General features: G+C 70.6%; 23 protein-coding genes. 10 read left to right on the top strand and 13 right to left on the bottom strand.

Features of this window, described 5'->3' with window-relative positions; genetic code table 11:
• Positions 1-513 precede the first annotated feature (513 nt).
• The 4 genes from ACIBTM_RS33000 to ACIBTM_RS32985 all read right to left on the bottom strand — a co-directional run bounded on the left by ACIBTM_RS33000 (position 514) and on the right by ACIBTM_RS32985 (position 4,568).
• A complete protein-coding gene (locus tag ACIBTM_RS33000) occupies positions 514-1,041 on the bottom strand; it encodes a regulatory protein RecX (protein ID WP_395881300.1) in 528 nt (175 codons plus the stop codon).
• 77 nt (positions 1,042-1,118) lie between these two features.
• Positions 1,119-2,159, bottom strand: a complete 1,041-nt coding sequence (gene recA, locus ACIBTM_RS32995; RefSeq protein WP_005164741.1) for a recombinase RecA — start codon at positions 2,157-2,159, stop codon at positions 1,119-1,121.
• 206 nt (positions 2,160-2,365) lie between these two features.
• On the bottom strand, positions 2,366-2,560 hold the full coding sequence (locus tag ACIBTM_RS32990) for a DUF3046 domain-containing protein (protein WP_016332706.1): 195 nt from the start codon (positions 2,558-2,560) through the stop codon (positions 2,366-2,368).
• Between the two features lie 97 nt (positions 2,561-2,657).
• Entirely contained in the window at positions 2,658-4,568 is a 1,911-nt protein-coding gene (locus tag ACIBTM_RS32985) for an Hsp70 family protein (RefSeq protein ID WP_395881063.1), read from the bottom strand.
• A gap of 173 nt (positions 4,569-4,741) precedes the next feature.
• Here ACIBTM_RS32985 and ACIBTM_RS32980 point away from each other — a divergent pair, with 173 nt between their 5' ends.
• On the top strand, positions 4,742-9,364 hold the full coding sequence (locus tag ACIBTM_RS32980) for an ATP-dependent helicase (protein WP_395881299.1): 4,623 nt from the start codon (positions 4,742-4,744) through the stop codon (positions 9,362-9,364).
• A gap of 37 nt (positions 9,365-9,401) precedes the next feature.
• Positions 9,402-9,905, top strand: coding sequence for a peptide deformylase (gene def, locus ACIBTM_RS32975; RefSeq protein WP_016332703.1), 504 nt, complete (start codon positions 9,402-9,404; stop codon positions 9,903-9,905).
• Positions 9,906-9,951: 46 nt separating this feature from the next.
• Here the strand turns inward: def and ACIBTM_RS32970 are convergent, their stop codons facing one another.
• The 4 genes from ACIBTM_RS32970 to ACIBTM_RS32955 form a co-directional block, all read right to left on the bottom strand.
• Positions 9,952-11,037: a GNAT family N-acetyltransferase gene (locus ACIBTM_RS32970; RefSeq protein WP_395881062.1), complete on the bottom strand. Its 1,086-nt coding sequence runs from the start codon at positions 11,035-11,037 to the stop codon at positions 9,952-9,954.
• A gap of 105 nt (positions 11,038-11,142) precedes the next feature.
• Positions 11,143-11,826 carry a VOC family protein gene (locus tag ACIBTM_RS32965; protein ID WP_395881298.1) on the bottom strand — a complete coding sequence of 228 codons (684 nt, stop codon included), beginning with the start codon at positions 11,824-11,826 and terminating at the stop codon, positions 11,143-11,145.
• A 155-nt stretch (positions 11,827-11,981) separates the two neighbouring features.
• On the bottom strand, positions 11,982-12,746 hold the full coding sequence (locus ACIBTM_RS32960) for a maleylpyruvate isomerase family mycothiol-dependent enzyme (RefSeq protein WP_395881061.1): 765 nt from the start codon (positions 12,744-12,746) through the stop codon (positions 11,982-11,984).
• 24 nt (positions 12,747-12,770) lie between these two features.
• The gene (locus ACIBTM_RS32955; RefSeq protein WP_395881060.1) at positions 12,771-13,253 is read right to left on the bottom strand and encodes an SAV_6107 family HEPN domain-containing protein; all 483 of its coding nucleotides are present in this window, start codon (positions 13,251-13,253) and stop codon (positions 12,771-12,773) included.
• Positions 13,254-13,474: 221 nt separating this feature from the next.
• Between ACIBTM_RS32955 and ACIBTM_RS32950 the strand changes: the two genes are divergently transcribed.
• Positions 13,475-14,005 carry a YbaK/EbsC family protein gene (locus tag ACIBTM_RS32950; RefSeq protein WP_395881059.1) on the top strand — a complete coding sequence of 177 codons (531 nt, stop codon included), beginning with the start codon at positions 13,475-13,477 and terminating at the stop codon, positions 14,003-14,005.
• Positions 14,002-14,565: an N-acetyltransferase gene (locus tag ACIBTM_RS32945; protein ID WP_016332697.1), complete on the top strand. Its 564-nt coding sequence runs from the start codon at positions 14,002-14,004 to the stop codon at positions 14,563-14,565. The genes ACIBTM_RS32950 and ACIBTM_RS32945 overlap by 4 nt, the downstream gene beginning before the upstream one ends.
• Here the strand turns inward: ACIBTM_RS32945 and ACIBTM_RS32940 are convergent.
• The 3 genes from ACIBTM_RS32940 to ACIBTM_RS32930 all read right to left on the bottom strand — a co-directional run bounded on the left by ACIBTM_RS32940 (position 14,562) and on the right by ACIBTM_RS32930 (position 18,356).
• Positions 14,562-15,440 (bottom strand): DMT family transporter, encoded by an 879-nt coding sequence (locus ACIBTM_RS32940; protein ID WP_395881058.1) that lies wholly within the window; start codon positions 15,438-15,440, stop codon positions 14,562-14,564. The genes ACIBTM_RS32945 and ACIBTM_RS32940 overlap by 4 nt on opposite strands.
• A gap of 303 nt (positions 15,441-15,743) precedes the next feature.
• A complete protein-coding gene (locus ACIBTM_RS32935; protein WP_395881057.1) occupies positions 15,744-17,429 on the bottom strand; it encodes a DUF885 domain-containing protein in 1,686 nt (561 codons plus the stop codon).
• A gap of 42 nt (positions 17,430-17,471) precedes the next feature.
• Positions 17,472-18,356, bottom strand: a complete 885-nt coding sequence (locus ACIBTM_RS32930; RefSeq protein WP_395881056.1) for a methylenetetrahydrofolate reductase — start codon at positions 18,354-18,356, stop codon at positions 17,472-17,474.
• A 136-nt stretch (positions 18,357-18,492) separates the two neighbouring features.
• Here ACIBTM_RS32930 and merB point away from each other — a divergent pair, with 136 nt between their 5' ends.
• A complete protein-coding gene (merB, locus tag ACIBTM_RS32925) occupies positions 18,493-19,170 on the top strand; it encodes an organomercurial lyase (RefSeq protein ID WP_395881055.1) in 678 nt (225 codons plus the stop codon).
• On the opposite strand, the gene ACIBTM_RS32920 is transcribed toward merB, so the two are convergent.
• Entirely contained in the window at positions 19,167-19,472 is a 306-nt protein-coding gene (locus ACIBTM_RS32920; protein WP_395881054.1) for an AzlD domain-containing protein, read from the bottom strand. The two genes, merB and ACIBTM_RS32920, sit on opposite strands and share 4 nt — an antisense overlap.
• Positions 19,469-20,131: an AzlC family ABC transporter permease gene (locus tag ACIBTM_RS32915; protein WP_395881053.1), complete on the bottom strand. Its 663-nt coding sequence runs from the start codon at positions 20,129-20,131 to the stop codon at positions 19,469-19,471. The genes ACIBTM_RS32920 and ACIBTM_RS32915 overlap by 4 nt, the downstream gene beginning before the upstream one ends.
• 47 nt (positions 20,132-20,178) lie before the next feature.
• Here ACIBTM_RS32915 and ACIBTM_RS32910 point away from each other — a divergent pair, with 47 nt between their 5' ends.
• The 5 genes from ACIBTM_RS32910 (at position 20,179) to ACIBTM_RS32890 (ending at position 25,073) form a co-directional block, all read left to right on the top strand.
• Positions 20,179-20,727, top strand: coding sequence for a CGNR zinc finger domain-containing protein (locus ACIBTM_RS32910; RefSeq protein ID WP_395881052.1), 549 nt, complete (start codon positions 20,179-20,181; stop codon positions 20,725-20,727).
• A gap of 68 nt (positions 20,728-20,795) precedes the next feature.
• Positions 20,796-21,887 (top strand): polyprenyl synthetase family protein, encoded by a 1,092-nt coding sequence (locus ACIBTM_RS32905; RefSeq protein ID WP_395881050.1) that lies wholly within the window; start codon positions 20,796-20,798, stop codon positions 21,885-21,887.
• A complete protein-coding gene (gene crtI, locus ACIBTM_RS32900; RefSeq protein WP_395881049.1) occupies positions 21,887-23,362 on the top strand; it encodes a phytoene desaturase family protein in 1,476 nt (491 codons plus the stop codon). Before ACIBTM_RS32905 ends, crtI begins: the two co-directional genes overlap by 1 nt.
• Complete coding sequence (locus tag ACIBTM_RS32895) at positions 23,359-24,288, top strand: phytoene/squalene synthase family protein (RefSeq protein ID WP_395881048.1); 930 nt, start codon at positions 23,359-23,361, stop codon at positions 24,286-24,288. Before crtI ends, ACIBTM_RS32895 begins: the two co-directional genes overlap by 4 nt.
• Entirely contained in the window at positions 24,285-25,073 is a 789-nt protein-coding gene (locus ACIBTM_RS32890) for an LLM class F420-dependent oxidoreductase (protein WP_395881047.1), read from the top strand. Before ACIBTM_RS32895 ends, ACIBTM_RS32890 begins: the two co-directional genes overlap by 4 nt.

The raw sequence follows: 25,073 nt of genomic DNA, 5'->3' as shown, positions 1-25,073 counted from the left end.
TGCCGGGGCTTGTCGCGAAGGCCGGATTCAGGACGTCGAGCGTCTCATCGGTGGCCTTTGCGACGGGAGGAGCCCGGCGACCGGTGTGGTCTCGCCGGGCCGGACCTGTCGTAAGTGGTGTTTCGGGTCAGAGCCAAAGGTGTCTTAGGTACCTATGTGGCTTCCAGACTGCGGTTTGCCCCAGCGCGGTCCGTGAAGGCCTCCTTGAGGGACTCTGGGTCCCTCAAGGAGGCCTTCACTACCTTCAGGGTCGCCACGTGCGCGCCACCTGCACCAGCAGTCACAACGGAGGCGCGTGAAGGCCTCTTACCCGCGTCTGAGAAGGGCGTATGTGAAGCGTCGAGGGCTCGCTCGGGCCGCGGAGCTTGATCAAGGGGCACCGAGACAAACGGAATCCCGTGGGTAGGCGAATACAGGCCACCAGAACCCGAAACACCGCTCTCACGACACCGGGAACGCAAAACACCGGCCGTGCGGGCAAGCACGGCCGGTGATCGGCTCAGGTGAGGAAGCTCAATCGAGGGTGGCGTCGTCCAGCAACGCCGACTCGGCGCCGAACTCGCGGAGTTCGTCGCGGATCACGGTGTAGGCCAGCCCTTGAGGATAGCCCTTGCGGGCGAGGAAGCCCAGCAGGCGGCGGATCGCCGTCTGCTCGTCGACGTTGCCCAAGGAGCGCATGCGCTTCCGTACCAGCTCTCGGGCGCGCTGCTCCTCTGCCTCTCGATCCACCTCTTCGGCGGCCTGGACGGCGATATCCCCATCGATTCCTTTGCGTTTGAGTTCGGCTACGAGGGCGTTCCGTGCCAGACCCATGTTGGCATGACGGGAACGCACCCACATCTCGGCGAACTCGGCGTCGTTGATGAGCCCTGCCGTGTCCAGCTTACCGAGCAGGGTCTCCGTCGTCTCCTCGTCGAAGCCCTTGCGCTTGAGGGCTTGACGCAGTTCCTCCGTGGAACGCGGGCGCGCGGCCAGGAGATCGAAGCAGATCTCCTTGGCCTTCTTCCTCCGCTCGTCCGGCGGCAGCTCCGCCGGATCCACTTTGGGCGCACGCATTCAGCTCTCACTCCTCAGAAGGCACGGCGAAAAGGTTAAGGGCGAGCACGCCCCCTCCCCTCTCAGAAGTCGACCGGCGCGGGGGCGGCTTCGGCGTCGACGGCGGCACCGATGCCGAGCTTCTCCTTGATGCGCTTCTCGATCTCGTTGGCGATGTCCGGGTTGTCCAGCAGGAACTTGCGGGCGTTCTCCTTGCCCTGGCCCAGCTGGTCGCCCTCGTAGGTGTACCAAGCGCCGGACTTGCGCAGGATGCCCTGGTCGACACCCATGTCGATCAACGAACCCTCGCGGGAGACACCCTTGCCGTAGAGGATGTCGAACTCGGCCTGCTTGAAGGGCGGCGCGACCTTGTTCTTCACGACCTTGACGCGGGTGCGGTTGCCGACGGGCTCGCCGCCATCCTTCAGCGTCTCGATCCGGCGAACGTCCAGACGGACCGACGCGTAGAACTTCAGCGCCTTACCACCGGTCGTGGTCTCCGGGGAGCCGAACATGACGCCGATCTTCTCGCGCAGCTGGTTGATGAAGATCGCGGTGGTACCGGAGTTGTTCATCGCACCGGTCATCTTCCGCAGCGCCTGGCTCATCAGCCGGGCCTGCAGGCCGACGTGGTTGTCACCCATCTCGCCCTCGATCTCGGCGCGCGGCACGAGCGCGGCGACCGAGTCGATGACCAGGATGTCGAGCGCGCCGGAACGGATCAGCATGTCCGCGATTTCGAGCGCCTGCTCACCGGTGTCCGGCTGGGAGACCAGCAGCGCGTCGGTGTCGACGCCGAGCTTCTTGGCGTACTCCGGGTCCAGCGCGTGCTCCGCGTCGATGAACGCGGCGATGCCGCCGTTCTTCTGCGCGTTGGCGACCGCGTGCAGGGCGACGGTGGTCTTACCGGAGGACTCCGGACCGTAGATCTCGATGACCCGGCCGCGGGGAAGGCCACCGATCCCGAGCGCGACGTCGAGCGCGATGGCACCGGTGGGGATGACCTCGATCGGCGCGCGGCCCTCTTCGCCGAGGCGCATGACCGAGCCCTTGCCGTACTGCTTGTCGATCTGGGCGAGGGCCAGTTCGAGCGCCTTGTCCTTGTCGGGTGCTGCTGGTGCCATGGAGTCCACCTCGTTGGTTGAGCCGGTAGGGCTTGATTCAGTTCTGAGCTGTCGGGTCCGACGCTACGGGCGACCACCGACAATTCCAGGCCTCGCGCCCAAGCTGTGGATCGCTGACCCCGTTGTGGACAACACCATAGACGAACGTGTGTTCGAGGCCGTCGCCGACACGCCGTTGCGCTAGGGTTCTTGTCCGTTCTTCGAGGTCAGCGCCGCTCGGGCGGGATCTCGAAGGCGTCGCAGACCGCCCGCCAGACGTCCTTGGCCGAGGTTCCCGCGTCGAGGGCCTGTTCGACGGTCCGGCCCCCGAGTTCGCCGAAGACGTGATCCCTGGAGAGGGTTTCCGCACGTCCGGGACCGAATTCGTCGGCCATCAGCCGCCGGAAGACCGTGATACGCATCGAGCGGAGTCTAGCCCGGGCTCCGGGCGGGAAACGCGTGAAGGCCCCCTTCACGCGGCTGAGCCGAGGGAAGGGGGCCTTCACGCGCGAAAAGGGGCTACTCGCCCGGCTGGACGCTCTTCTCGAAGTAATCGGCCAGCTCACCCGGCGTCGGGCTCTGTCCTTCGGCCGGGACCTGGTAGATGAACCCGACCAGCGGCCGGTCGGTCACGGTGAACACCAGCACGGCGGCGTTCCGCCCGGCTGCCGAGGAGTACTGGCCTTCCAGCGCGTTGCCGACCCATTTGGCCTCGGTGCGGTCCCCGCCCGCCGATTTGAGCAGTCCGTCGGTGTAGGCCTTGAGCTTCTCCGCCGAGTCGCTCTGCAGATAGGTCACCTGGGTCCCGGCGCGGCCCGGCGCGGAGCAGGTCGACGTCACGCCGAGGTCTTCCGCCGGCTTCGCGGGCCCGTTGCCCATCCCGGGTTTGCAGTCCCCGGTGTCGGCGATCTTCCCGGCGAGCTGGCGCAGGCAGCCGGTGAGGCCCTTGTCGTCGGCCGCGCCGGGCACCTTGCACTCGTCGGCCGTGTAGGTCGTCGCCGAAGAGGACGTCAGGAAAAACGTGAGCCCGGCGGCGAGCAGCACCACGACGGCCACGATGGCGCCGATGACGAGCGGCTTCTTCTTGCTCGCGGGCGCCTTCTCGGCGGTGGTCTGCCCGGCGAGGGAGTACGTCGGGAAATTCGTCGGCGCGGGCTGCTGCGCCTGCTGCGGGCCGCTGTTCGGATAACCCGACTGCGGGAAGCCGCCGGACTGGCCGGGGCCCCCGCCCGAGTAGCCGGGGATCGACGCGACCTGCTGCGGCGGCGCATACGGGCCCGACGCGCCGGGGCCGACCTGATGCGCCCCTGTTCCCGCCGCGACCTGCCCTTCGACGCCCTGCGTACGCGAGCTGATGCCGTCGGAAGCGACGTGCTGGGCGCCGAGCGCGACCGCGGTCTCGGGCTGGTCGAGGCTGCCGGGGACGACGCCGAGCTTCTCCGCGATCAGGCTGCCGACCAGCGGGAGCCGGCTCGAACCGCCGACGAGGTAGATACCGGCGAGCCGGTCCGGGGTCATCCCGGCCGAGCGGACCACTCGCGACATCAGCTCGACACTGCGAAGCATCGATGGCCGCACCAGCGCTTCGAGTTCGCCTCGCGTGACGAGGACGTCCTCGAACGGCTCCGGCATCGGGACCTCGGTCTGCGGGTGACGCGAGAGGGCTTCCTTCGCCGCCTTCACGTCCTCCTGCAGCGCACGCCGCGTACGACGGTCCGGAGTGGACTCGGGCCGCAGGACCCGCTGCCAACGCTGGGGGTCCCTGTGCGAGACCTCGCGGCCCACGTGCACCAGCAGTGCCTGGTCGACGTCGAGGCCACCGAGGTCGGGAAGGCCGTCTTCGGCGACGACGGCGAAGCCGCCGTTCTGGGTCGCGCCGACGATCGCGACGTCGAAGGTGCCGGCACCGAGGTCGTACACCGCGAGCGCCTGTCCCGGCGCGAGCGTCTTGCCGGGGAACGACGCGAAATGCGCGGCCGCGGCGACCGGCTCGGGGACGAGCACCAGGTTGCCGCCCATCCCGGCGAGCCGGGCGGCGGACAGCAGCACGTTGCGGCGGGTCTGTCCCCACTGCGCGGGGTGGGTGAGCCGGACCTCGTCGGGCAGTTCGCCGCCGAGCTGGCGGGTGGTCTCGTCGAGGACGCGGCGCAGGATCGCGGCCAGCACCTCGGTGACCGGGATGACGTCCGTGCCCAGCAGGAGCGTCTGCTCGTCGATACGGCGTTTGGGGTTGGGCTCGAAGCGGGTCGGGTCGAGCCGGGCCCGGCGTTCGGCGTCGCGGCCGACCATGATCGTGCCGTCCTCGGTGGCGAACACCGCGGACGGCATGTTGGCCGAACCGTCGACCTCGACCACCCGTGGCGGCCTCCCGTGCGCAGATAGGACGGCCACGGTGTTGGACGTCCCGAGGTCCACCGACAGGATCCGCACAGCTCATACCCCTTCAACAGACGAACGGCGGCCACCCCGAGTACTGATCCGGCCGCGCTGGCCGTGATGCTCCCATGAGCGAGGTCACCGCACGTGCGGAACCCGCCGATCTCGTCCCGACCGGGTGCCTCGTCACAGCCCTCGGAGCGAAACTGTCGGTGGTCCGGCGCACTATGGAGAGCGTGGCAGACGTACTCGACCTCTTCTCCCCCGCGACCAGGGACTGGTTCAGCGGGGCCTTCGCCGCGCCCACCCGCGCGCAGGAAGGGGCGTGGCGTGCCGCGCACGCCGGGGAACACGCGCTGGTCGTGGCCCCGACGGGATCGGGCAAGACGTTGTCGGCCTTCCTCTGGGCGCTGGACAGGCTGTCGGTCGAGCCGCCGCCGTCCGAGCCGCGGAAACGCTGCCGCGTCCTCTATGTCTCGCCGCTGAAGGCGCTGGCGGTCGACGTCCAGCGCAACCTGCGGGCGCCGCTGGCGGGTATCTCGCAGGCGTCGCGACGGCTGGGGCTGCCGGTGCCGGACATCGGCGTCGGCATGCGCACGGGCGACACCACCGCCGCCGAGCGGCGCTCGTTCGGCAAGACCCCGCCGGACGTGCTGGTCACCACGCCGGAGTCGCTGTTCCTGATCCTCACCTCCTCCGCCCGCGATTCGCTGCGCGGTGTGGAGACGGTGATCATCGACGAGGTGCACGCGGTCGCGGGCGGTAAACGCGGCGCGCATCTGGCCTTGTCCCTGGAGCGGCTCGACGCGCTCCTCGAAAAGCCCGCCCAGCGGATCGGGCTGTCGGCGACGGTCCGGCCGATCGACGAGGTCGCCTCGTTCCTGGCGGGCGGCAGGCCGGTCACCGTCGTCCAGCCGAAGCTCGCGAAGACGATCGAGGTCCGCGTCGAGGTCCCGGTCGAGGACATGGCCGATCTCGACAGTCCACAGGGGCCGAAGCAGAACGAGGACCTCGACGCCGGCCTCGCGCGTTTGCCCGGCTCGCTGGAGGACATCGACGGCGCACCGCGGCGGCCGTCGATCTGGCCCGCGGTGGAGGAACGGGTCCTCGAACTGATCCAGGCGCACCGGTCGACCATCGTGTTCGCCAACTCGCGGCGGCTCACCGAGCGGATGACGGCCCGGCTCAACGAACTCATGGCGGAGCAGAGCGAGCTGGAGCCGGAGCAGCGGTATCCGGCCGAGGCGATCGGTCAGTCCGGGCTCACCACCGGCGCGGCGCCGGTGATCGCGCGGGCGCACCACGGCTCGATGTCGCGCGAGCAGCGCACGCATGTGGAAGAGGAGCTCAAGTCCGGGCGGCTGGCGTGCGTCGTGGCGACGTCCTCTTTGGAACTGGGCATCGACATGGGCGCGGTCGATCTCGTCGTGCAGATCGAGGCGCCGCCGACGGTCGCTTCGGGGCTGCAGCGGGTCGGCCGGGCCGGGCACCAGGTCGGCGCGGTGTCGAGCGGGGTGATGTTCCCGAAGTTCCGGGGCGATCTCGTCTCCTGTGCGGTGGTGGCGGAGCGGATGGCGTCCGGGGCGATCGAGGCGGTGCGGTATCCGCGGAATCCGCTGGACGTGCTCGCGCAGCAGATCGTGGCGATGGTGGCGCTCGAATCGTGGACGGTCGACGAGCTGGCCGCGCTGGCCCGCCGCGCCGCGCCGTTCGCATCCCTGCCGGACGACGCGTTGCTGGCCGTGCTCGACATGCTCGCCGGCCGGTACCCCAGCGAGGAGTTCGGCGAGCTGCGCGCCCGGATCACCTGGGACAGGGTCAGCGGCGAGCTGCACGGCCGTCCGGGTTCGCAGCGGCTGGCGGTGACCTCGGGCGGCACCATCCCCGACCGCGGCCTGTTCACCGTGATGACGCCGGGCGGCGACGACAAACCGGGGTCGCGCGTGGGCGAGCTCGACGAGGAGATGGTCTACGAATCCCGCGTCGGGGATACGATCCTGCTCGGCACCTCCTCCTGGCGGGTCACCGACATCACCCATGACCGGGTGATCGTGGTCCCCGCGCCGGGTGAGCCCGCCCGGATGCCGTTCTGGAAGGGCGACGCCCCGGGCCGCCCGTTGGAACTGGGGCGGGCGCTGGGCGCGTTCGTCCGTGAACTGTCCACTTCGGAGCCGTCGGCGGCCAGGGAACGTGCCGCCATCGCCGGGCTGGACGAGTACGCGTGCGACAACCTGCTGGCGTACCTGGAAGAGCAGAAATCGGCCACCCGCCATGTGCCGAACGACAAAACCGTGCTCCTGGAACGGTTTCGCGACGAGCTGGGCGATTGGCGCGTCATCCTGCACTCGCCGTTCGGCGCGCAGGTCAACGCGCCGTGGGCGCTCGCGATCGCGGCCCGGCTGCGGGAGAACCGCGGGGTCGACGCCCAGGTGGCGCATTCCGACGACGGCATCGTGCTGCGGCTGCCCGAGGCGCTGGACATGGACGGCGCCGAGGTCACCATCGGGGTCGAAGACGTGGTGCTCGATCCGGAAGAGGTCGAGCAGCTGATCGTCGCCGAGGTCGGTGGCTCCGCGCTGTTCGCCGCACGGTTCCGGGAATGCGCGGCGCGGTCGCTGCTGCTCCCCCGCCGGGATCCGCGCCGTCGCACCCCGCTGTGGCAGCAACGGCAACGGGCGTCCCAGCTGCTTTCGGTCGCGGCCAAGTACGAACGGTTCCCCGTGGTGCTGGAAGCGATGCGGGAAGTCCTGCAGGACGTGTACGACGTCGGCGGGCTGCGCGAACTGATGACCGACGTCCGGTCACGGAAGGTCAAGCTGGTCGAGGTCGAGACGCCGTCCGCGTCCCCGTTCGCGCGCAGCCTGCTCTTCGGCTACGTCGGGATGTTCCTGTACGAGACGGACGCCCCGCTCGCGGAACGGCGCGCGGCGGCGCTGGCGCTGGATTCGACGCTGCTGGCCGAACTGCTCGGCACCGAGGCGATCCGGGAACTGCTGGACGCCGAGGTCGTCGCCGAGGTCGAGCGCTCCCTGCAACGGCTCGACCCGGACAGGCACGCCCGCAACGCCGAGGACGCCGCGGATCTGTTGCGGTTCCTCGGCGATCTCTCGATCGAGGAGGCCGCGGCGCGCGGCATCCAGCGGGAATGGCTGGAGGAACTGGAAGCCGCACGACGGGTGATCCGGGTGCGTATCGGCGGCGGCGAACGCTTCATCGCCATCGAGGACGCGGGCCGGGTGCGGGACGCGCTGGGCACCGCACTGCCGGTCGGGGTGCCGGAGGCGTTCACCGAGCCGGTCGAGGATCCGGTCGGAGACCTGCTTTCCCGCTATTCGCGAAGCCGTGGCCCGTTCAGCGCCCGTCAGGCCGCCGAGCGATTCGGGCTCGGGACGGCCGTGGTCACCGGCGTGCTGGACAGGCTGACCGCGCAGGGCAGGCTGGTCCGGGGCGAGCTGAGCCCGGTCGGGCATCCGGAGACCCACGGCGTCGGTATCGAGTTCTGCGACGCGTCGGTGCTGCGCAGGCTCCGGCGGGCATCGCTGGCCCGGCTGCGGGCCGAGGTCGAACCGGTCGAACCGGCGGCACTGGGCCGGTTTTTGCCGTCGTGGCACGGTATCGGCGCACGAGTGCGGTCGGCGCCGACGGCGGACGACGTGCTGTCCGTGGTCGAGCAGCTGGCCGGGGCGCCCTTGCCCGCGAGCGCGGTCGAGTCCCTGATCCTGCCGAGCAGGCTGCCCGGCTACACCCCGTCGCTGCTCGACGAGCTCACCACGGCGGGTGAGGTCACCTGGTGTGGTTGCGGTTCGCTGTCCGGCGGGGACGGCTGGCTGGCGCTCGCGCCCACGGATGTCGCCGATCTGCTGTTGCCGGATCTCGACGACGATCTGCCCTCAGGTCCGCTCCACCAGGCCATTCTGTCCACTTTGGAGGGTGGGGCGCAGTTCTTCCGCCAGCTCGTGGACCGGGCGTCGCCGCTGGTCGAAACCCCGCCGGCCGACGGCGAAGTCGTGGCGGCGCTGTGGGATCTCGTGTGGGCCGGGCTGGTCACCGGGGACACGCTGGGCCCGCTGCGGGCACAGGTCTCCGGTTCCGGCGCGGCGCACAAACCGCGGCGGCAGGCTCCTCGCGGCCGGTACGCGCGGCTGCGGGCCGGGCGTCCGGCGATGCCTTCGCGCACCGGGCCGCCGACGGTCGCGGGACGCTGGGCCCTGACCCCCGATCGCGAACCGGATCCGACCAGGCGCGCCCACGCGCGGACCGAGGCCTTCCTGGAGCGGCACGGCGTCCTCACTCGCGGAGCTCTCGACACCGAGCGCGTGACGGGCGGTTTTTCCGGGATCTACAAGGTTTTGCGTGGTATGGAGGATTCGGGCCAGGTCATCCGGGGGTACGTGGTCGAAGGGCTCGGTGCGGCGCAGTTCGCGGCGAAGGGCGCCGTCGACAGGCTGCGCGCGCAATCCGGGAACCAGCGCACGACCACCGAAGGCGCCGTCGTGCTCGCCGCCGCCGACCCGGCCCAGCCCTACGGCGCCGCGTTGCCGTGGCCGGCCGCGACGGGCGACACGAAGCACCGTCCGGCAAGGAAAGCGGGTGCGCTGGCGGTGCTCGTGGACGGTGTCCCGGCGATGTACGTGGAGCGAGGCGGCCGGTCGCTGCTGAGCTTCACCGAGGATCAGGAGACGTTGCGATCGGCCGCGCGGGCATTGTCCACGGCGGTGCGAGAGGGCTGGCTCGGACAGCTCGCGGTGCAGAAGGCCGACGGCGAGGTGGCGCTCACCTCGGAGCTTTCGGCCGTCCTCCAGGAGGCTGGATTCCGGGCGACTCCCAAGGGACTTCGCCTGCGGGCCTAGAATCACGGCTCAGACCTGCGGAGAAGGACGTTCGAACATGGTGATGCGCGACCTGCGCTATTTCGGGGATCCCGTGCTCAAGACCGTATGCGACCCGGTCACGACATTCGACAAGAAGATCGAGTCGCTGGTGACCGATCTGATGGACGGGGTGAAACCGGCCGGGCGCGCGGGGCTCGCGGCGCCGCAGATCGGGGTCGGGCTGCGGGTGTTCAGCTACGACGTCGGCGGGCTGAGCGGGTACGTGATCAACCCCGAGATCGTCGAACTGTCGGAAGAGACACACGAGATCGGCGAAGGCTGCCTGTCGGTGCCGGAACTGTGGTTCCCGGTGGTCCGCGCGAAGCACGCCGTGGTGCGCGGCGTCGACCTGCGCAACGAGCCTGTCGAGGTCGAAGGTGTCGACGTGCTCGCCCAGTGCCTGCAGCACGAGACCGATCACCTCGACGGCAAGCTGTACCTGGAGCGGCTCACTCCCGAACGCAAGAAGCGCGCACTGGGCGAGGCCCGCGGCAAAGACTGGTTCTGGAACCGCAAGTAGTCCTCTGAACGCGGTCGTTGCACGCGCAAGTACCGCATTCAGAGGACTAAACGCGGGGGCTGGGAAGCGTGAAGCGCAGGGTGCCGGAATCGCCGGCGACGCGTTCCGGGCGGAGCCCCACGCGGGCGGCGGTGCGGTGGAGGGAGTCGTCGCCGGGCAGGCAGACGGCGGTGAGTTCGCGCTCCCCCTTGGCCACGGCGAGAGTGGCGAGCCGGGCCAGCAAAGCAGTGCCGATGCCTTGGCGCTGCCAGGAATCCTCGACGAGGAGCGAGACTTCGGCCGCGCCGCCGTCGGCCGCCGGGATCAGCTGGCCGAGACCGATCACGTCGCGTCCGCAGACCGCGAGCAGGCTGATCCCGCGCGGCGGCATCAGGAGCCGGTGCAGCCAGCGACGCGGTACGGCACGCATCCCGGTGTGATAGCGGTGGAAGAGCGTCGTCATCGAGCATCTCTGGTGCAGGGCGGACACCGCTTCCGCGTCACCGGGGACGCCCTTGCGCAGGACGATCGCGGCGCCGTCGGCCCGGTCGAGCACGGTCGGACCGGTCACGTTGTCGCGGACGGCGGCGACCAGGCCGATCAGCGCGACGGCGCGGCTGAGTTCCAGTTCGACGAACGGCGACCACCGGCGGCGTGCGACGAACGCGGCGCCGTCCCCCGCGGGGAACACCGCGCGGTGCCCGCCTTCCGTGCGGGCCGGGTTCGACTCGATCGACGGGACTTTCGTGACGACGTCGGCCGCCAAGACGCCGCGGAGCACCTCCGCGAGGCCACCGGGTTCCTCGACGGCTCGTTTGGCAGCGGTGAGCGTCGCGGTGGCCGGATCGACCAGCTCCGCCAGATCCGCGTCGACGACGGAGGAGCATTCGCATCCTTCGTCGCGGATCGCGTCGATGAGCAGCTGCCGCGGCAGACCGGTGGCCGGCCGCAGGACGATCTCGTCGAGCACGCCGCCGGGCACCGGCAGCACCGACAGCCCGAGGATGTTGCACTCGAGGTCGGCCAGCCGGATCGCGATCCTGGCGAGGGTGCCGGGCCGGTCGTCCACGCGGATCCGGACACGCCAGGCCGACGCGGCCGTCGTCTCTTCGCCGGGATGAACCAGGGTGGGCCGGGCTCGATAGGTCTCCATGGCCTCAACAGTCCCGGCCGGTTGTTGCCTGCCCACGGCGCGGGTGTTTCGCTCAGGTCAGCGTTCGACGCCGCCGGGCAACCCTGGCGAAACACTCAGTGTCCGTCAGCGGGGTGTGAGCACGCTGAATTCGTTGCCCTCCGGATCCACCAGGAACACGGTGCCTCGTCTCGCCGTACCGCGCCCTATCGCGCCGAGCCCCAGCAGGCGCCGCACTTCGGCCGCCCGGCTCCCGCCCGGCCCCGGCGCGATCTCGAAGCGCAGCCGGTTCCGCTCCACTTTGTCCGCTTTCGTGGCGAGAAACTCGACCCAGGGGCCGCGACCGTCCGGCGGCCGCAGGCCCACGATCGTCTCTTCCCGGACGCCGATCTCCCAGCCCAGCGCGGCCGCCCAGAACCGCGCGAGCCGCTCCGGGTCGAGGGCGTCGACGACGACCGCCGCGATCGCGCCGGTGCCCTCGTACTGCTCTCGCGGCTCGAGGACGCAGAACTCGTTGCCCTCCGGGTCCGCGAGCACCACCCACGGCACCCGTTTCTCCTCCGGCGGCCCCTGGCCGACGTCGATGTGCCGGGCGCCGAGGGACAGCGCACGGTCCACCAGCTCGGCCTGGTGCCCGGGCGAACGGCTCGCCAGATCCAGATGCAGCCGGTTCTTGCGCCCTTTGGGCCGCGTTTCGGAACGGAACGCCGGATCGAACGGCGCGTCCCAGCTGAACAGCCCTTCCCAGAAACCCGCCAGATTTCTGGGAAGGGCCGAGTCGAAGACCAGGTTCACCAGATGTGCCACCACACCGGTGAACCTAGACGGCACCACCGACACTTTCCTCGTCGCAGGTGAACCCGCGACCAACGGCAGCCGAGCAGATTCACGTGCTCAGTCGCTCCACAGGCACATCTTCAGCTCCGTCGACTGGCGCTGACCGGTTTGGCTTCCCCACCGACCGGTCATCGGGTCGCGAGCCGCAGAAGGGCCCAGAGTTGTCCCGCCATGTCCTGGTCTCCGCTGACCGTCACCGCCGTCGGACCCGCCCGGCCCCAGAGCCAGCGGTAGATCTTGTCCGGCTTCCCGGTGATCAGATCGTCCGCGCGCCTGGCCTCTTCGGCCGAGCACCGCCAGGCGACCGTTTCCGTGGGGCCCGCCCTGGCGATCCAGGTGTGGCCCGCGGTGCGCACGCCGACCGATCCGGTCTTGGTACCGGACAGCCCCAGCAACGGCAGCCGCTGGCCGAACCACAGCACCAGCGCCTCGTCGATCCCGTCGACCGCCACCTCTTCGGGGATCTCCGACACCTCCCGGCCGGCCGCGCTCTCCGCGTCGATCCGGTGGATCGTGGTCTCGTGCGCCATCCGGCGCCGCCAGAACCCGTAACTGCGATCCGCGGGCCACCAGGTCGGCGCCAGTTCGTCCGGATCGTGCGCGGACAGCTCGGCGACGAGTTCGTCCCGGCCCTCGCGGAAGTACTCCTCCAGGGTCTGTCCAGGCCCCGGTTTGCGCTGCCAGTGCTCGGGACGCCGCCCGTCGGTGATCCAGCGGCGGGTGACCCGGTACACGCTGCCCACGTGCCGGAGGACCTCGCCGAGTGTCCAGCCGGGGCAGGTCGGGACCGGCGCGTCGGCGGACGCGGTATGCGCCACGTGAGCCATCAGCTCGGTTTCGGCGCCGATCACCTCCAGGAACCTGCCCTGGTCGATCATGGCCTGCCCGGCCATCGGGCACCCCCTCTTCCCGGCCGCTCAGGCCACATACGCCGAATCACCCATCGGCAGCCCGTGCACCACCCGTCGCACCAGTTCCAGGAACACGGTGGCCGCTCGCGTCAGCTCGTCCGCCAGTTCCACGGTGACCTTGCCGGTGATCCCCGCCTGTGCGGCGGCCCGCGTCGCCGAGTTGGCCGCGAAGAACGCCGCCCATTCCTTCAGTTCGGGCGCGACGGAGTCGAGCAGCACCCAGCCGCTCGCCGGCCGGGCACGGCCCCGGTGCGGACGGCCTCGGGCCTCCAATACCGCCGCCGCACCCCGAAGCGCGGCGAGATAGGCCCCGATGAACCGCTCCGCGGGATCGGTTTCCCGCTCGGCTTCGGCGAGCCCCCGCCTCGCCTGTGCGTACAAGGAGACCGCCGCGGGTGGTGCCGGCGGGCGCAACGACATCGGCAGGGCGGGCTGCGCGGTGCCCCCCGGCCTCTCGGCTTCGTCGGGGGACACGACCGAAACGGACATGACGACCCTCCTCCTGTACGTGAGCGCCGGCCGGTGCCCGGCGCCGAGGCGCTTCCCCCGCCCCCGCGCCGGGCACCTACCGGTGCGCGCTCACCGAATGTCGAACGTCTGTTCGAACAAGTCCAATGTAACCCTGAAGTGCCCCTTTCCTCAACCCCGTAGCCGAGTGATCGCCGCATGTGGTGCGGGACACGGCATCGGCCACGTGATCTCATAGGCGTATGAGCACCATCGACCAGTCCGGTCATCCCTCGGTGGCCAAGGTCGCGGCCGCGCTCGCCGAGGCGGGCCAGCAGGCCGCCGCGGACGGGATCCGGATCCTCCCCGCCGAAGTCCGCACGGCCGCACAGGCCGCCGAAGCGCTCGGTGTCGAGGTCGGCGCGATCGCGAACAGCCTCGTCTTCCGAAGCCGCACCGGCGACACCGAAACTGCCCTGCTCGCCCTGACCTCCGGCGCGCACCGCGCCGACACCGGTCTCCTCGCTTCGCTGACCGGAGCCGACGAGATCGGCAAGGCGGACGCGGATTTCGTCCGCGCGCACACCGGGCAGCCGATCGGCGGCGTCGCCCCGGTCGGTCACCCGAAGGCGTTGACCACCCTCGTCGACACCGCGTTACGCGCTCACGAAGTCGTCTGGGCGGCCGCCGGGCATCCGAAGTCGGTGTACCCCACGACGTTCGACGGCCTCGTCGCGCTGACCGGGGGCACTCCCGCGGACGTCGCGGGCGACGGGCAGGATGGGCGCCCGTGACCGCGATGTCCTCGGAATGCACCCGCTACGTCCAGCTGTCCGCGGACGAGTTCCGCGCCCGGCTCCCCGAGGCGCTGACCATCTACGTCAACGCCATGCGCTACCCCGAAGGCACGGCGGAGCAACGCGCGCCGATGTGGCTCACGCACGCGCTGCGCGAAGGCTGGCGCTGCATGGCCGCGCTCGACGCGGACGGCGTCCTGCTCGGGCTCGCCTACGGCTACAAGGGCCGCGGCGGCCAGTGGTGGCACGAACAGGTCCGCCACGGCCTGACCCGCCGTGAAGGCCAGGCCGCCGCCGAGCACTGGATGTCCGACTACTTCGAGCTCACCGAGATCCATGTCAGCCCCGAAAGCCAGGGGAAGCGGATCGGCGAGGACCTCCTGCGACGGCTGCTCGACGGCGTGCCCAGCGCGCACGTCCTCCTTTCCACGCCGGAAGGCACCAGCCGGGCCTGGAACCTGTACCGGCGCGTCGGATTCGTCGATGTGCTGCGGGACTACCACTTCGCCGGGGATCCGCGGCCCTTCGCGATCCTCGGCCGGACGCTGCCGCTCTAGGTCAGGTAGGCGACGGCGAGCGCGGCGACGAGCACCACCGCGCCGCACCAGCCCACGGCGCCGAGCCGTTCCCCAAGCACGGCCATGGACAGCAGCGTGGCGGTCAGCGGTTCGAGCAGGGCGGACAACGCCGCCAGCACCGGATGCGCGCTTTCCAGGCCACGGAAGTACGCGGCGTACGCCAGCGCCGTGGGCACGACGCCGAAGTAGAGGACGAGCGCGAGCACGTCGGCCTGAAGCGGCACGGCCATCCCGAACCACAAGGCGGCGGGAGCGAGCGCGGCGCCGCCGATCAGGCAGCCGAAAGCCGTGGTGGGCAAGGGATCCAGCCCCTCGACGCGAGTGGCGGTCACGAGCGTCAGCGCGGCGAACCCGGCCGCGGCGAGCAGGGCGAACAACACTCCGGCGACGTTGACCTCTTGCCCTGGTGTCCATTGCAGCAGCGCGAGGCCGACGAGCGAGCCGGCCAGGGACACCGCCGTCCACGCTCCGGGCAGGCGGCGGGTCTTGACGACCGTCGCGACGGCGAGCAGGACCGGCGCGCTGCCGATGGTGGTCATCGTCGCGACGCTCACGGAACTCAGCGAGACCGAGGCGAAGTAGCTGGTCTGGAAGAGGGCGAACAACCCGCCGACCGCCAGGAGGCGGCGCCGGGCCTGTGGCGTGCGGGGAAGACCGCGAAGGCCTCCGGTGAGCCAGAGGTAGCCAGTGGCGATCAAGCCGCCGATGAGCAGCCGGTACGCGGCGACGCTCAGCGGATGGAGCCCCGCACGGGAGGCGAGCAGGGATCCGGCGAGGCCGCCGGTCCCCCAGAGGACCCCGGCGAGGACGAGCGCGGCCGACGATCGGGCGCGCGTGGGTACGGCAACGGACATGGGGAAACGCTCCTGCGTCTGTGTCTGTCGGAAGGGACGTCGACGACGCGGGGTGCTTCAGTGCAGCACGGATCGGCCGGGCGGCTGGAACGCCGCGCGGCCGGAGACACCCCGCTCAGGAGGCGGGTGGTGGGGTGACGAGAAAGATCCGGTGCACGAGGGGGAACGTATCAAGGCCGCGGCACCGGGCGCACACGAATTACGACACGCGGAGGCCCCCTCCGGATGCAATGAACGGTCCTTTCCTTGCAAATTTCGCAAGGAAAGGACCGTTCCTAGCACGGCCGGGAGAGGGGCGGCGGATCAGTCCAGGGCGGCCAGCATCTCCCGCAGCGTGTCCAGCCCCATCCCGCCCAGCGCCAGCGCCCGCGTGTGGAACTGCTTGATGTCGAACGCGTCGCCCTGCCGCGCGCGGGCCTCCTCGCGGGCGGTGAGCCAGAGCCGCTCGCCGAGCTTGTACGACGGTGCCTGCCCCGGCCAGCCCAGGTAGCGGTCGATCTCGTCGTGCACGTGGGCCGGGTCGGTGACGGTGCGGGTGAGCATGAACTCCAGGCCCAGCTCGGGGGTCCACCGCTCGCCCTCGTGGAAACCGGTGCCCGCCGGGATCTCCAGTTCCAGGTGCATGCCGATGTCGACGATCACCCGCGCGGCGCGGAACAGCTGCTCGGACAGCATGCCGAACAGTTCGCCGTCGTCGGCGAGGAACCCGAGGTCCTCCATGAGCCGCTCGGAGTACAGCGCCCAGCCCTCGGCATGCCCGGAGGTGAACGCGAGCAGCCGCTGGTACTTGTTCAGCGACTCCGACTGGTCGACCGCGGTCGCGATCTGCAGGTGGTGACCCGGCGCGCCCTCGTGGTAGACGGTGCTGACCTCACGCCAGGTGGTGAACTCGTCCCGGCCCTGCGGCAGCGACCACCACATGCGGCCGGGGCGGGAGAAGTCCTCGCTCGGGCCGGTGTAGTACGCGCCGACGGTGCCGCCGGGCGGGGCGATCCGGCATTCCAGCGCCATCACCCGGTCGGAGATGTCGAAGTGCTTGCCGCGCAACGACTTCAGTGCGTTGTCGGACAGGTTCTGCATCCAGGCCTGGAATTCCGCCCGGCCGCGGACGACGTACTTGGGGTCGGCGTCGAGGACGGCGGCCGCCTCGGCGAGGGTGGCGCCGGGCTTGATCCGGCCGGCGACCTCGCGCATCTCCGTTTCGAGGCGGGTGAACTCGGCCCAGCCCCAGGCGTAGGCCTCGTCCAGGTCGAGGGTGGCGCCGGTGAACACCCGGGACCACAGCTGGTAGACCTCGGCGCCGACGGCGTCCTTGACCGGCGCCAGCGGGGCGAGTTCGGCGCGGAGGAAACCGGCGAACTCCGCGTACGCCTCCTGAGCGGCGTGAGCGGCCTGGCCGAGTTCGGCGCGAAGCTTCTCGTCGACGTCCTTCGCGTCCGAGACGAGGGTCTCGAAGAAACCGGTCTCGTCCTTCAGACCGGCCCAGGTTTCGGCCTGTTCGGCGACCTTGCCGACCTGCCGCAGCGCCGCCACCCGGCCCGCGTCCGCGGCGGCGAGCAGCGCGGTACGGAGACCGTCGAGCGCTTCGGGCACCCTCGCCATCCGGGCGGCGATCGTCGCCCAGTCCGCCGCGGTCTCGGTGGGCATGAAGTCGAAGACCATGCGCAGTTCCTGCACGGGGCTTTCGATCACGTTCAGCGCCGCGATGTCGAGGCCCGCTTCGTGGATCTCGAGGTTCAGCGCGATCCGCTCGCTGAACACGGCTTTGGCCGCGCGTTCACCGTCGTCGACCGGTTCGGCCGCGGCGATCTCGGCCAAGGCGCGCGCGGCGATCGCGGCCCTGGCCGCGTGCCCGGCGGGCGAGTAGTCGGTCAGCTGGTCGTCGTATCCGGAGATACCGAACGTCGTCGCGGCGACCGGGTCGGCCGCGGCGTACTCGTCGACGTACCGGTCACAGATCTCGTGCACACTTCGCGCGGTTGAAGCCATGACCGGCACGCTACCGGGATCGCGGGCGACTTCGGTACGGAGTTACGCCCGGGCCGGGACCAGCCCGAGCCTGCTGACCACCTCACGTGTGGCCTTGGACCGGTTGAACGTGTAGAAGTGCAGGTCAGGGACCCCTTCGGCGATGAGCCGCTCGCACAGCTCGGTCACCGCGTCGATACCTTCGGCGCGGAAGGCCTTCGGGTCGCCCGCCAGCGGCTCGAGCCGGTCCAGCAGCCGCCGCGGCGCGGGCGCGCCGGACAGCTTGATGGACGTGTGCAGCGTCCGCGGCGTGGTCAGCGGCATGATGCCGGGGATGACCAGCGCCTCGCAGCCGGTGGCCGCCACCCGGTCACGCAGCCGGAGGAAGTCCTCCGGCTCGAAGAACAGCTGCGCGATCGCGAAATCCGCGCCCGCGCGCAGCTTGCGCACGAGGTACTCGGTGTCGGCTTCGAGGTTCGCCGACCGGGGGTGGCCGTACGGGAAGGCCGAGACGCCGACGCAGAAGTCGCCGAGCGAACGCACCAGTTCGACGAGCTCCTCGGCGTAGTTCAGCCCGTCCGGATGCGCGACCCAGTCGCCGTAGACGTCGCCCGGCGGGTCACCCCGCAGCGCGAGGATGTTCCGCACGCCGACGGCGGCGTACCAGCCGATGACGTTGCGCAGTTCCGCGACCGAGTGGTTCACGGCGGTGAGGTGCGCCATCGGCACCAGCGTGGTTTCGGTGGCGACGCGGGCGATGCTGCGGATCGTGCCGTCCCGGCTGGAGCCACCGGCGCCGTAGGTGATCGACATGTACGCCGGGTCCAGCGGCTCGAGTTCCCGGATCGACTTCCACAGCACGGCCTCGTCGGCCGCATCACGGGGCGGGAAGAACTCGATGGAGAACACGGGTCCATCACCCTGCAACCGCTCGACCACCGACGTCATACCGCCATGTTAAGGGGGAAAGTCCGCTGGCTGGGAGCCCCCTCTCAGGCTATGGGCATGCGACTTGAGCCACGTACGGGCGGTTGCCGAGCGGAGCCCGCCTGGGGAGACTCTGTGATGAGCACAGGGAGCCGCCATGAGCGCCGAAACCGACACCAGCTGGGATGAGGACGTCCGCGTGGCGGTCTACCGCGCGTTCGCCGAGCACGGGAGGCCGCCGACGGCCCCGGAACTGGCCGACGCCGCCCACGGATCACTCGCGGTGGCGAAACAGGCACTGCACCGGCTCGCGGAGCGACGACATCTCGTGCTCGACGAGTGCGAGCACGTCGTGCTGGCGCATCCGTTCGCGGCGATCCCCCTCGGGTTCTCCGTGATGGGCGAGCGGACCCTGTGGTGGGGCGGCTGTGCGTGGGACGCGTTCGCGATCCCGCATCTGGTCAAGGCCGAGCCCGAGGTGCTGGTGTCCACCCGCTGCCGTGGCTGCGGCGAACCACGGGCACTGATGGTGAACGACCGGACACCGCCGAAAGGTGAGCTGGTCGCGCACTTCCTGGTCCCGGTGGCACGGATGTGGGACGACGTCGTGCACACCTGCGCCAACCAGCGTCTGTTCTGCGACGAGTCCTGTGTGGACGAATGGCTGGCGGAAACGGGCCAGGACAAGGGTTATGTCATGGATCTGGCGACGCTGTGGCGGCTCGCGGCCGGCTGGTACGACGGCAGGCTCGACCACGGCTACACCCGCCGGGATCCGGCCGCCGCGGCCGCGTACTTCGCCCGTGCCGGGCTGAGCGGGCCGTTCTGGCGTTAGACGAGGAACCGCAGTGCGGCCGTGACGACGACCCCGCAGAGGATCGCGGCGAGCACCGGCACGCGCAGCGCGTAGGTCACCGCGATCGCGGCCAGGCCGGCGCAGAGCGTCCAGTCGAGCCCGGACCAGGCCGGCCCGGTCACGTCCGTGAGTACGAGCCCGGCCAGCAGCGCGGGCGCGAGCAACGCGATCACGCCCGCGAGCCGCGGCGGCAACGTCCGGTCACCGAGCAGGACCGGTCCCGCCGCCTTGAATCCGATGCTGACCAGCGCGACGGCGACGATGGCGAGCCAGAGTGTCATCGCCGCACCCCCAGCAGCGCGGCGGCCGAAGCGCCGATCAGCGCGAGCCCGACCGGGACGAACAGCACCAGGATCCCGGCGAGGCAGGCGGCGAGCGCCGCGGTCAGGACCGCTTGGCGCGAACGGCGCAGTTCGTCGATGAGCAGGACCAGGAAGAAGCCGGGGAACACGACGTCGAGCCCGAACCGTGAGACGACGTCCGGTGGCGGCGCGGCCAGGACACCGAGCACCGTCCCCAGCACCCACGCGGGGAGCTGGACGAGCGTGCAGCCGATGAGTTTCTCGCGATCGAACCGTCCTCCGCCGAGGTGGGCGGCCACCCACGAACCGTCGACGACGGCCTGGCCCTCCCACGCGCGCCGCAGCCGTCCGCCGCGCAGGTCGGCGGCGACGGCGGCGCCCATCGGCAGGAACCGGGCGTTGATCAGGGCCGCAGCGCCGACCGCGACGGCGAGGTTGCCGCCGCCCGCGAGCGCGGTGGCCATCGCGAACTGGGCCGAGCCGGAGAACACCATGATCGAAGCGACGATCGGGGCTGCGATCCCCCAGCCGAGGGTTTGGCTATACGCCCCGAAGGTGACACCGAGAACGAAGGTCGCGACGCCCAGTCCGAGTCCGACACGGGCGCCGGCCAGGTAGTTCCGCCGGAGTGTCGTCATAGCTCGACCCTAACAAGCTAAACTACATTTGACCATTAGGAGGATTCGTGGACGGCCACTGGGACGGGTACGACAGCATCGGCGGGAGCGTGCCGTTGGACCTGGTCAACACCGTTTCCTGGCGGCACGATCCGGTCAGGCGGGAAGACCGGCTTTCGGCTCCGGACCGGCTGTCCGAGTGGGTCGTCCTGGTCGGCGCGGGCACCGAACGGCTGGAGATCTCCGAAGCCGTCCTGGAGGCGGTGAAGGGATTCCGCGAGACGCTGTATCGCGTGCTGGTGTCGGATCCACCGGACGTCACGGCGTTGCGCAAGCCACTGCTGGCGGCGTACCGGCACGCCGACCTCACGCCGTCCCTGCCGCTGCGGTGGACGGTGCCGCTGGCGGACGACACCGCGTTGCCGCATTTCCTCGCGCTGGCGGCCGAAGAGCTGCTCAGGTCCGGGGAGCTGGAACGGATCCGGGAGTGCGAAGGGCCGGGATGCGGCTGGGTCTTCACCGACCACACGCGCAACCGGTCACGCCGCTGGTGCAGTTCGTCGGACTGCGGGAACCGGGCGCGGGCGAAGCGGCACTACGACAAGACCCGCGGCTGACGTCTGATTCACCACATTCGAAGGCACCCGACTGGGTCACGACGACGTCCTTCCCGGAGGATGTGCTCATGGACACGTCCGCCTACGACGCCGATCTGCCCGCCCACGTCGAGCGGGCGCTGGCCGGATTCCTCGAGCGCGCCGGTGCCGAAATCCGCCGCACCGAGCCGACGGTCGGGGCCGGGATCGACGCACTGGCCGGATTCGTGCTGGGCGGCGGCAAACGGCTGCGCCCGACGTTCGCCTGGTGGGGCTGGCGCGGCGCGGGCGGCGATCCGGCGGGGCCGGACGTCGAAGGTGTGCTGCAGGCGGTGGCGAGCCTGGAGCTGATCCAGGCGTGCGCGCTGATCCACGACGACCTCATCGACTCCTCCGATTCGCGCCGCGGTTCGCCGACGGTGCACATCGCGGGCGCCAAACTGCACGCCGACAGCGGCTGGCTGGGTTCGCCGAGCACGTTCGGGCTCGCGACCGCCGTCCTGGTCGGCGACCTCGCGCTGGCCTGGGCCGACGACATGTTCGGCGAGGCCCCGCTCCCGCCCGCGGCCCTCGCGGCGGCGCGGCCGGCGTGGCGCGCGATGCGCACCGAAGTGCTCGCCGGTCAGTACCTCGACGTCCGCACCCAAGCCACCGGCGACGCCTCCCCCGAGGCGGCGCTGCACATCTGCAAGCTCAAGACAGCCGCGTACACCGTCCAGCGCCCGCTGCACCTCGGTGCCGCACTCGGCGGCGCCGACGACGCCCTGATCGCGACCCTGCGCGAATTCGGCGACGAGGTCGGCGTGGCGTTCCAGCTGCGGGACGACCTGCTCGGCGTGTTCGGCGACCCTTCGGTCACCGGTAAGCCCGCGGGCGACGACCTGCGCGAGGGCAAGCGGACGCTGTTGGTGGCGCTGGGGCTCCAGCGTGCGGCCGAACAGGGCAACGACGCGGCGGCGAAGGTCATCTCCGACGCCATCGGCGACGCGCACCTGTCCGAAGACGCCGTCGAGACCGTGCGCGAGGCGCTGCAGGACGTCGGCGCCGTGGACGCGGTGGAACGCCGCATCGACGAGCTCACCGACTCCGCGATGACGGCGCTGGACCGCGCCCACCTGGCCGAACCCGCTCCCGCCGCACTGACCGGGCTGGTCGTCAAGGCGACCCAGCGGACGTACTGATGCGCACTGTCACCGGCCCGAGTGACCACGTGGTGGTGATCGGTGGCGGGCTCGCCGGGCTGTCGGCGACGCTGCACCTGCTCGGCGCCGGACGCCGGGTGACCCTGCTGGAACAGGACAAAAGCCCCGGCGGCCGGGCCGGGCAGGCGGATCTCGGCGGCAACACCGTCGACACCGGCGCCAGCGTGCTGACCATGCCGGAACTGCTCGACGAGGCCTTCTCCGCGGTCGGCGAATCACTGGCGGACAACCTGACGCTGACCCGGCTCGACCCGGCGTACCGCGCGAGGTTCGCCGACGGCAGCACGATCGCCGTGCACACCGAGGCGGCGGCGATGGAGGCCGAGATCCGCGAGGCCGCGGGTCCCGCCGAGGCCGAGGGCTACCGGCGGCTGCGCCGCTGGCTGACCGAGCTGTACGCGGTGCAGAAGGATCACTTCATCGGCGCGAACTTCGACTCGCCGCTCGATCTCGTGCGTCCGGAGCTGGCCAAACTGGTCGCACTGGGCGGTTTCGGACGACTCGGCCCGAAGATCGGCGGATTCCTGCGCGACGACCGGGTGCGCCGGCTGTTCTCCTTCCAGGCGCTCTACGCGGGACTCGATCCGGCGCGCGCGATCGGCGCGTACGGCGTCATCTCCTACATGGACACCGTCGGCGGGGTCTACTACCCCGCGGGCGGGATGGGCGAGATCGCGCGGGCGATGGCGAACGCGGCCGAACGCGCCGGCGCGGAGCTGCGCTTCGGCACCGAAGCCGCTTGGCTGGAAAGGGTTTCCTCGCGGGTGCGCGCGGTGCGGACCCGCACGGGTGAGCGGATCCCTTGCGACACGGTGGTTCTCGCGACCGAACTCGGCACCGCGTACCGGCTGCTCGGCGCCCGTCCCCGGCGGCCGCTACCGCCGCGGTACTCGCCGTCGGCCGTCGTGCTGCACGGGCACACGCCGAAAAGGTGGCCGGATCTGGGCCACCACACCATCTTCTTCGGCCGCGCCTGGGAGAAGACGTTCTCGGAGATCATCCGCGAAGGCAAGCTGATGAGCGATCCTTCGCTGCTGGTGACCCGGCCGACCGCGACCGAGCCGGGCCTCGCTCCCGGCGGCGACCAGGTGATCTCCGTGCTGGCCCCGGCGCCGAACCTCCGCCGCGGCAAGATCGACTGGGGCCGGGTCGGGCCCGCGTATCGCGCGGAACTCCTGCGCACGCTGGAAGAACGCGGCCTCACCGGTTTCGCGGACGACTTCTCCGTCGACGAGACGATCACCCCGGCGGGCTGGGCGGAACGCGGGCTCACCGCGGGCACCCCGTTCTCGCTCGCGCACACCTTCACCCAGACCGGCCCGTTCCGGCCGGGGAACCTGATGCGGGCGGTGGACAACGTCGTACTGGCGGGCTGCGGGACCACACCGGGCGTCGGCATCCCGCCGGTGGTGATCTCCGGCAGGCTCGCGGCGGAAAGGGTCACCGGCCGATGAGCGAACTCGACGCCGCGGGCATCACCGAACCGGCGTTGCGGGCCGCGTACACCGAATGCCGCCGCATCAACGCGCACTACGGCCGCACGTTCTTCCTCGCGACCCGGCTGCTGCCGCCGCGGACACGGCCGTTCGCGCACGCGCTGTACGGCTTCGCGCGGATGGCGGACGAAGTGGTCGACAATCCCGCGCCCGGAACCGATCCCGCGGTCGCGCTGGACGAGGTCGCCGCCATGGTCGCGCGGGTCTTCGACGGCGGCACGCCCGCCGATCCGGTGCTGACGGCGCTCGCCGACACCGTGCGGCGCCACGACCTCGACCGCGACCTGTTCGACGCGTTCCTGCGGTCCATGGCGATGGACCTCAAGATCACCGAGTACTCGACCTACGCCGACCTCCAGGAGTACATCCACGGTTCGGCCGAGGTGATCGGCCTGCAGATGCTGCCCGTCTTCGGCACCGTCGCCCCGGTCGAGGAAGCCGTACCCGGCGCCGCCGCGCTGGGCACGGCGTTCCAGCTGACCAACTTCCTGCGCGACGTCGGCGAGGACCTCGACCGGGGAAGGCTGTACCTGCCGACCGAAGAGCTGGCCGCGTTCGGCGTCGACCGTGAACTGCTCGAATTCTCGCGCGCTCGCGGACTGCCCGACCGGCGGGTGCGGCGCGCGCTCGCCGTCGCGGTGGCGCGCAACCGCGCCGTGTACCGCCGCGCCGAAGCGGGCATCCCGTTGCTGCGCGAGGAATCCCGCGACTGCGTGCGGACCGCGCTCGTGCTCTACGAAGGCATCCTCGACGAAATCGCCGCCCTCGGTTACGACGTGTTGAACACCCGCGCGGTCGTCCCCCGCCGCCGCAGGCTGGGCGTCGCCCTGCCGAGACTATTGGCGAGCGCGTGGAGCAACTCCAGGCTTAGGGTGCGATCATGACGACTGCTGCGAACAGGAAGATCCGGATCGGCGTTCAGCTTCAGCCTCAGCACGCCGAATACAAGGCGATCCGCCGGGCGGCTTCGGAGGCCGAAGACCTCGGGGTGGACATCGTCTTCAACTGGGACCACTTCTACCCGCTCTACGGCGAGCCCGAAGGACTGCACTACGAGTGCTGGACCATGCTGGGCGCCTGGGCGGAGTCGACGTCGCGGGTCGAGATCGGCGCGCTGGTGACGTGCAACAGTTACCGCAACCCCGAACTGCTCGCCGACATGGCCCGCACCGTCGACCACATCTCCGACGGACGGCTGATCCTCGGCATCGGCTCCGGCTGGTTCGAGAAGGACTACGACGAGTACGGCTACGAATTCGGCACCGCGGGCGGACGGCTCGACGACCTGGCCGAGGCGCTCCCGCGCATCGAGAGCAGGTTCGGCAAGCTGAACCCGGCGCCGACCCGCAAGATCCCCGTGCTGATCGGCGGTGGCGGCGAGAAGAAGACGCTGCGCCTGGTCGCGAAGCACGCCGACATCTGGCACGGCTTCGGCGACGCGGAAGTGGTGGAGCGCAAGGTCAAGATCCTCGACCAGCACTGCGCCGACGTCGGGCGCGACCCGAAGGAGATCGAGCGTTCGGTCGCCGTCGACGGCGAGCCCGAGGAGCTGGGCCCGAAGCTGCTGGAGCTGGGTGTCTCGCTGTTCACCGTGGCCACCGGCGGCCCCGACTACAACCTCGACAAGCTGCGGTCCTGGATCGCTTGGCGGGACAAGCAGCAGTCCTGA

The sequence above is a fragment of the Amycolatopsis sp. NPDC049868 genome (assembly GCF_044461365.1).
GTDB lineage: Bacteria > Actinomycetota > Actinomycetes > Mycobacteriales > Pseudonocardiaceae > Amycolatopsis.
This window is presented reverse-complemented; position numbering and strand designations above follow the sequence as displayed.